Here is a 7,472-nt window from a genome sequence, read left to right as displayed (position 1 = left end):
TTCCTCGCTGTCTTTTCATCCATGCCAGCTTGCAATGCCGAGATTACAAGGCTTTTTCCCGCGCTTAAATTTTTCTTCAATTTCTTCACCTGATTGTCAGTGATCATCCAATGATCCTCCATATCACAACATTGGATAACCGGGTTTGCATTAAGCGGGAATTCTAATTGTCGTCAGGGGGGATTTATAACTGTCGTTGATCACTGTAAGGCATATAACGCTTCCAATAGAGGCAGACATTTTGTATTCAATCACAGGGTGTGATTTAAAAGTACTTACCCCAATCGATAACAAAAAAAATGTGATCTGAAAATATTATAAATATCAATTTTTATATAGATATCTAAAAGTGATTGTAATAGATGCGCAAACATGAAATCAACGCGTCCATTTACAGAAGAAGACTGGCTTGCGACTCCAGAACCAGTAAAGAAGGCTTTTATAGCCATTGAAGAAAGAGCTCTGGAGCGGAAAAATAATTGTCGTTGATCACCCCAGGGTTTTTAAGTAACACCTCCATAACTCTTAGAAGCCTTTCATCTCTTCCCATCGGTAAATGCAGTTCTGTTGGCTCTGCCTGTTGCAATTCGTCGATTATTACAAGCATCAGCCGGTATCCTGAACTCTCTGGTAAGTAGCCATCTCCTATCAGTACTGCTTTCAGAATCAACTCACGTAAAAGTGATGACACTTTCAGTATGGTGCAATCTTTTGGCAAGGATGAAGACATGGAAGGATCAATGAACAAATTACGTAATAAAATTTCGCCTGGGAAATAGACTTCATGCTCCATATCAGGTGGTACCCATACTGCCTGTGAAGGCGGTGCGACCCAGACGTCACGTCCGCAAACAACCCTCATTACACCGCTGCTTGCATAGATAAGCTGACCGCGAGGATGAGCATGGGAACCAGCGCAACCAGCCTGATTCACTTGCATGGCAAATGGTATGACAGGCAATGCTGGCTCAATTCTATATCCAATTTCAATAGGTGATAATTTTGTCAGTTTATCGATATTCATTGTCCATATATAGCAAGACAGTCATATGGTTTGCAAATTATAGTTTCTCATAACTTTCGAATAGGAGAACCCATAATGAAGAATCAAAATGAACAGACACATCAGGCTAAAATTATCGAACAATTCACGCGTCAGGCCATTCCTTTTACACAAGTACAGGCACACTCAGATGCAGTGCAGGTATTAATCGAGCTTTCTGACGTATGCAAGAATGACAATGTACTGGATGTAGCCTGTGGTCCAGGCATAGTTACTTGTGAGTTCGCCCTCTATGCAGATCATGTTTCAGGAATAGACATAACTCCGGAGATGATTGTGCAGGCGGAAAAACGTCAACTGGAGAAGGGGCTTAAAAACATGACCTGGGATATCGGCAATTCAGTTTCATTGCCATATCCCGACAATTTATTTTCGATTGTATTGACAAGATACAGTTTTCATCATCTGCTTGAACCGCAAAGAACTTTGACGGAAATGATTCGAGTCTGCAAAACAGGCGGTATGGTGATAGTAGCTGACGTAGCTGTGGAGTCTTCTAAATCTAAATACTATGATAATCTTGAAAAAATGCGTGACCCGTCGCATACTCACGCTCTGACACATGAAGAATTTGCTTTATTATTTCAGAACTCGGGCTTGTCTGATTGTATCCAAAGCTCCTATGACGTTAATATAGAACTGGAAGATCAATTAAGAGCGTCTTTTCCAAATTCAGGAGATGAATCTAAACTGAGAGATATGATTATGAACGATATTGGAATAAACCTGATAGGTATTAACGCCCGAAAAGAAAATAAGAGGATAATATATACAGTACCAATATCTGTCTATGCCGGAAAGAAATAGATCTGTCGAACTTGTCCATGAGGTATTATATTGAAAAAAATTGATTTGATTGCCGCATAGTTAAAAAACTCATTGAGAAAAATACTTTACAAAATACATTGCTGCTTTCAAATACAATGGCTTTTGACAAAAGCTGTCTTTGAATTCATCGCAGAAATTGAGGGTCTGGAATGCAGCAAGAAAAAAATATATCTCCTGGAATGGTGCTTGTCACGGTATGCATAGCCCAGTTCATGGCTCCATTTATGCTGACTTCTGTTGGAGTAGCACTGCCGTCACTCGGCCGTGAGATGAATGCTTCTGCCATGCAACTTGGTCTTGTAGAACAGCTTTATGTGCTTTCTATTGCTATGGCTATGCTGACATTCGGACGCTTCGGAGATATTGTCGGTCAGAATAAGGTGTTTCTTACAGGGCTTGTCTTTTTTACCACTTTGACATTTTCATTAAGTTTTACCCGAAGTATTGAAATGGTGATGTTTCAGCGTTTTTTTCAGGGAATAGGCGGTGCCATGCTTCTTTCAGGGAGTATGGCCATTGTTGCGTCAGTTTATCCTCCTGAAGTTCGTGCCAGAAAAATTGGTATCGTATCGGCTTGTACATATGCGGGACTTTCAAGTGGGCCGGTAATCGGCGGATATGTAACAGCTCATCTGGGATGGAGATTCGTTTTTGCCATGGCAGTTCCATTCGGGTTGTCAGCCATATCGATGTGCATATACGGAATGAGAAATATCTCAAGGAATGCTCCAGGTGAAAAAATGGACTGGAAAGGAAGCTTTGTGTATGCAGTCGGCATAGGTCTTTTTATGACTGGAGCTGCCCATGCCAGACAGATGCCAATGGGTCCGATTATGATAGCCATCGGGATTCAGGGGCTAACAGCTTTCTTCTATATGGAAAAAAAGACGCCCAGTCCTCTTCTTGATGTATCACTGCTTTCAAATAACCGTTTTTTTACTTTAAGTTGTCTGGCTGCTTTTGGAAACTATGCAGCTACTTTTGGGATAACATTTCTCATGAGTCTTTTCCTGCAATATGCAAAGGGCTTGTCTCCAAGACAGGCTGGTTTTATTTTGCTTCTTCAGCCTCTGATGCAGGTGATAACTTCTCCAGTTGCAGGAAGATTATCCGAAAGAATTGAAGCTGCAAAGCTTGCAACAGCCGGTATGCTCGCAAGTTCAATAGGACTATTGCTTGCCGCAATTACAGTGGGTACAGATACATCATTGTGGGTTATTGCTGCGGAGCTTATCCTTATTGGCTCTGGATTCGGTATTTTTATAACGCCCAATTCAACTGCAATAATGGGAAGCGTTGAAAGAAGACAGTTAGGTGTTGCATCGGGAATGATAGGGGCTATGAGGACTCTTGGGATGGCAGTGAGCATGACTTCTGTTGCGGTCATTTTTTCTGTATTTATGGGAGATTCAGCCATAAAACCTGAGACCATCCCTGAATTTATCATAAGCATGAAAGTCGGTCTTGTTGTTGCCGCATTGTTTTCATTTCTTGGTATTGCAGTTTCTTATGGTAGGGGGAAACAAGCAAGATACCACTGATAAATGATCTCGAATTTGTTAATCAGGAGCAATGAATAAAACTGCGCTGGAATCTGATTTGTTAAATTCGAAAAAGGTTTTGGTTTATCCAGACACCCAGATTGTAAAACTGGGATCTGGACAGATTTTTACATATAAAGATCTGTTGATGTTAAACTTTATGAAACAATTCCAAATTTCCAGTAATTCCAAGCCCTCTCAAAAATAGGCGAAATATCGACCAGACTAAAGAAATTCGAAATGCTTTTCAGGCAAGTAATCCTTGAGATGACAGATTGCCATCAAGATACATCCCTCAATATTCAATGACAGTCTATACTGTATTTGACCACGGATTACTCTATGATAAAATGTTTCATAGAGTATATTTCTATTTTATATCTGATAGAGTATAAAAATAATAAATACCCTAATTGACATAATTGAAACATCAGCTTCATGGATAAGGAGTGATAATGATCCACAGACTTGTTTCACCTGAAAGTTTAGGACTTGCCTTAGGACTGAGCGCAAGAAGAAAAGCCTTACCCAAAAAGCAGTGGGGCATCAGGTCTGCATGGAACAGCATACCATCTCCAAGGTTGAAAAGGGTAATCCTGGAACAACGCTGAATACTCTTTTCCGTCTTCTTGCAGCTCTTGATCTTGAACTTGTGATTCAGCCACGCCAGAAAAATGAAAATATTGAAAGAGATAACTGGTAAAATGCTAAAACCACGAATAATATTTGATTTTTAAATATCCATGAAAATGAGAAGTTGTTTAAGGCCTTACAGCTTTTTTACATTATGGTTAATGCTGCATACAGCGATACCAAAGTTCATTCAGAAGTGACACTCTATTTGTTTAATCATACGTTTAAAAAACGGCATATATATTGCTTTACCAGTAATAAGAGGAAAAACTTTTATATGCCAAATACATTAAAAACATATCGATTCCCCATAATACTCACAATAAGTATGCTTGCCTTTCTTTCTATTTGGGCCTTTCACACTTGTCAGGAGATAATTGAACGCAGCCATTCCAGACAAAGGCTTCGCTTCGATATTGCTGCAAATAATCTGATAGCCATAGATCAACATTGCCAGCTTCAGAATGAGGTTATTCAGAAAGTTATAAGCAACTCCATCCAGAATTCACCTTTCAGTTTTTTCATCCTCGAACGAAACGGAAAAGCCGATTTTAAAATAGGTGATGCGCCAGATAGCCTTAATCCTCAGTCATCTGAAGGAGAAAAATTCGAAGATAATGAAATTTATTTCTGGAAAACACTTGAAACAGTGAACAGTGGCAACAAGATTATGATCATGGGGGGGAACCTTGAAAAAGACCGGGGATATATAATCCAGAGTAAAAATTTGGTTATTACTGTTTCTCTGGCTCTTCTGGTCATAACTGCAAATTTGATTGCATGGATAATGATGATTAGAAGCAGAAAACTTTCAGAACAGCTTGAAGCACAAAGGGCAAGATCAGCCTATCTTGAGGATCTGGAACTGGCAGCAGCAGGGCTGGCCCATGAGACAAAAAATCCTCTTGGAATAATTTCAGGTATTGCCCAGCAGATCTCCAGAGAGCCAGACATCCACGAAGAAACCCTGAAAATGATAGAAAGCATAATAGACGAGGTGGATAAGGCTGCCTCACGTCTTGGTCATTTTCTGACATTTGCAAAGCACAGGGAAGTCAAGGCAGTACGCATGGATGTTAGAAAATCCATTCAAAAAGTTGTAGGCGTCTTGCAGGCTGAATTTGATTCGGTCGGTGTAAAACTTGAAGTCAAATGCCCTGAAATAGCAATTATTGCAGACGAGGATATGCTTCGACAGATCCTTGTCAATCTGCTCCTCAACAGCCTTCATGCTTCTGCCGGAGGGACAATGGCTTTTATCAGCGTAAGCAGAAATTCAGATATAGCCGAAATCCTTGTTGAAGATCAGGGCACTGGAATCAATTCTGACCTTCTGCCCAATATTTTCAAGCCTTACGTAGCGGGTTTCCCTGATGGCCATGGACTTGGACTTGCCATAGTAAAACGCCTTGTTGAGAATCATGGCTGGACAATAAAAGCTGAATCAAATGTTAACAAGGGGACTGCCGTGAAAATATCCGGAATTATGATATCCGATTCCGGCGAGGGCAATTCATGAAGAAAAGAATTCTCATCGTTGACGACGAATCACGCTATCTTGAGCTTTACAGACAGGTTATTGAAGCCGCCGGATTTACGACAACCCTTGCCTCTTCCGCAGAAGAAGCGTTATCTTTAATGGATGAAAAGCCACATGACATGATCGTCTCGGATGTCAGAATGACGGGCGCAAGCGGAATCGAGTTGCTCCAAAAAGTACGCGGAAAACATGAGTTGCTGCCGTTTCTTCTTGTTACAGCGTATGCAGATGTCAGGGATGCTGTAAAAGCCATGAAATTAGGAGCTGTTGACTATCTTTCCAAACCTGTGGATCTGGATGAACTGATATCAGCCATAAATGATACACTTGGAGTCAGCCGTCAATTCCAGGAATGTGAAATACCCTCTGAAGCATTAAGGGGCATAGTTGCGGAAAGTCCGGCAATGAGATCTGTGCTTAGGGATGCATTTCGTGTGGCCGCAAGCGATTCAAATGTTCTTTTGACAGGAGAAAGTGGCTCAGGAAAAGAAATAGTCGCGGAATTCATTCACAGGAATAGCCAGCGGAGAAACAGGCCGATGATTGCTGTCAACTGCGCCGCAATTCCGGCCAATTTGCTTGCCAGCGAACTGTTTGGCCATGAAAAAGGAGCATTCACAGGTGCTGTGGCCAGACGTACGGGACGTTTCAGGGAAGCAGACGGAAGCACACTTTTTCTGGATGAAATTGGAGATATGACGGTTGAGCTTCAGCCCACATTGCTCAGAGCCATTGAAACCGGCGTTGTTAATCCTGTGGGCAGTGACAAGGAGACAAAAACTGATTTCCGCCTCCTTGCGGCAACAAACCAGAATCTTCAGACGCAGATGGAATCAGGTAAATTCCGACAAGATCTATATTACCGACTTAATGTCATAGCCATTGAAATTCCACCATTACGTGAACGTCAGGAAGATATTCTTCCCCTCGCACGATTTTTTATAGCTCAGGGACATTCTGAAATCAAACGTCTGTCAAGGGCTACGGCCTCTGCACTTATAGCCTATCACTGGCCAGGCAACGTGCGGGAGCTGGCAAATTCGATGGAGCATGCTTTGCTTCTGTGCCAGTCTGATGTAATTTCACCGGACAATCTTCCTCCTGTTATACGAAGAACAACTAAAATAGACGCAATAACACAGAATCAGTCCAGCCAATCAGAATGTCAGAATGTCAAAACACTTGAAGAACGCGAAATAGAAAGCATAAAGCAAGTTTTGCTCAAAACAGGAGGAAATCGCACCCAGGCTGCAGAACTTCTCGGGATCACGCGCCGTGGGCTTATTTACAAGATGAAAAGATTGGGGGTAATGTAGAAAGAATTTTATATGAGTATATCATTGATAAATTCATTCACACTGACACATCTTTTCATGTGAAAATATTTCACATGAGGTTTTCAGTACGGCCGTGGTGAATCGGTAAGTATTCCAGTTAGCGATTTGACTCGTTCCCCCATATTTATTGGATTAGCCGCGTCATCAACTATTCGACATACAAACAACATATATATTCAGAGTGTCCTCCTTGCCGCCTTGGTATCATTTTGAATGCAAAATGGAATTAGTTTTTTTGATTACCACTCTGCTTCAGCCATAGAAAGCATGGTTGATGGCATGGGCGGAGTCCTAAGAGCAACATAAATAAGTCTGTGAATCATGGACGGCAGATCATATCGGCGATTGAATCTGTACTGAAATTCTGCCAGGTAGCGTGGAACATGCTTGCGATTAATTGCATGATAAGTACCTTTGAGCGCATTTTTTAAGTTACCAAGTATTATATTGACCCATTTGAAGGATGGATGCTCTACAGCTGCTTTACCACCTCCAGTAACATGGGGTTCGTGCTGGAAACCAGCGAGCTC

The 7,472-nt window shown here is 41.4% G+C and carries 6 protein-coding genes and 1 pseudogene; 5 read left to right on the top strand and 2 right to left on the bottom strand.

The window, feature by feature from the left end; translation table 11 throughout:
• Positions 1-439: 439 nt before the first annotated feature.
• Positions 440-1,024, bottom strand: coding sequence for an AraC family ligand binding domain-containing protein (locus K245_RS25665; protein WP_051284486.1), 585 nt, complete (start codon positions 1,022-1,024; stop codon positions 440-442).
• Positions 1,025-1,099: 75 nt separating this feature from the next.
• Between K245_RS25665 and K245_RS0120135 the strand changes: the two genes are divergently transcribed.
• The 5 genes and pseudogenes from K245_RS0120135 (at position 1,100) to K245_RS0120110 (ending at position 6,921) form a co-directional block, all read left to right on the top strand.
• Positions 1,100-1,870, top strand: a complete 771-nt coding sequence (locus K245_RS0120135; RefSeq protein ID WP_051284484.1) for a class I SAM-dependent methyltransferase — start codon at positions 1,100-1,102, stop codon at positions 1,868-1,870.
• A 170-nt stretch (positions 1,871-2,040) separates the two neighbouring features.
• Positions 2,041-3,432 carry an MFS transporter gene (locus K245_RS0120130; protein WP_027360630.1) on the top strand — a complete coding sequence of 464 codons (1,392 nt, stop codon included), beginning with the start codon at positions 2,041-2,043 and terminating at the stop codon, positions 3,430-3,432.
• A gap of 502 nt (positions 3,433-3,934) precedes the next feature.
• Positions 3,935-4,135, top strand: a pseudogene (locus K245_RS25660) (helix-turn-helix domain-containing protein); the annotation flags it as partial.
• Between the two features lie 207 nt (positions 4,136-4,342).
• Positions 4,343-5,584, top strand: coding sequence for an ATP-binding protein (locus tag K245_RS0120115; RefSeq protein ID WP_027360629.1), 1,242 nt, complete (start codon positions 4,343-4,345; stop codon positions 5,582-5,584).
• A complete protein-coding gene (locus tag K245_RS0120110; protein ID WP_027360628.1) occupies positions 5,581-6,921 on the top strand; it encodes a sigma-54-dependent transcriptional regulator in 1,341 nt (446 codons plus the stop codon). Before K245_RS0120115 ends, K245_RS0120110 begins: the two co-directional genes overlap by 4 nt.
• 260 nt (positions 6,922-7,181) lie before the next feature.
• Here K245_RS0120110 and K245_RS25655 read toward each other — a convergent pair.
• A partial coding sequence (locus K245_RS25655) for a transposase (RefSeq protein WP_035276808.1) occupies positions 7,182-7,472 on the bottom strand: 291 nt, incomplete at its 5' end.

The organism is Desulforegula conservatrix Mb1Pa (assembly GCF_000426225.1).
Lineage (GTDB): Bacteria > Desulfobacterota > Desulfobacteria > Desulfobacterales > Desulforegulaceae > Desulforegula > Desulforegula conservatrix.
The sequence above is the reverse complement of the archived record's forward strand: the minus strand, read 5'-3'. Positions and strand labels throughout refer to the sequence as shown.

What these genes read in the sequence shown, in the direction of transcription:
- K245_RS25665 (WP_051284486.1), bottom strand. Translation starts at nt 1,024, where the DNA reads ATGAATATCGATAAACTGACAAAATTATCACCTATTGAAATTGGATAT.
- K245_RS0120110 (WP_027360628.1), top strand. Translation starts at nt 5,581, where the DNA reads ATGAAGAAAAGAATTCTCATCGTTGACGACGAATCACGCTATCTTGAG.
- K245_RS0120135 (WP_051284484.1), top strand. Translation starts at nt 1,100, where the DNA reads ATGAAGAATCAAAATGAACAGACACATCAGGCTAAAATTATCGAACAA.
- K245_RS0120130 (WP_027360630.1), top strand. Translation starts at nt 2,041, where the DNA reads ATGCAGCAAGAAAAAAATATATCTCCTGGAATGGTGCTTGTCACGGTA.
- K245_RS0120115 (WP_027360629.1), top strand. Translation starts at nt 4,343, where the DNA reads ATGCCAAATACATTAAAAACATATCGATTCCCCATAATACTCACAATA.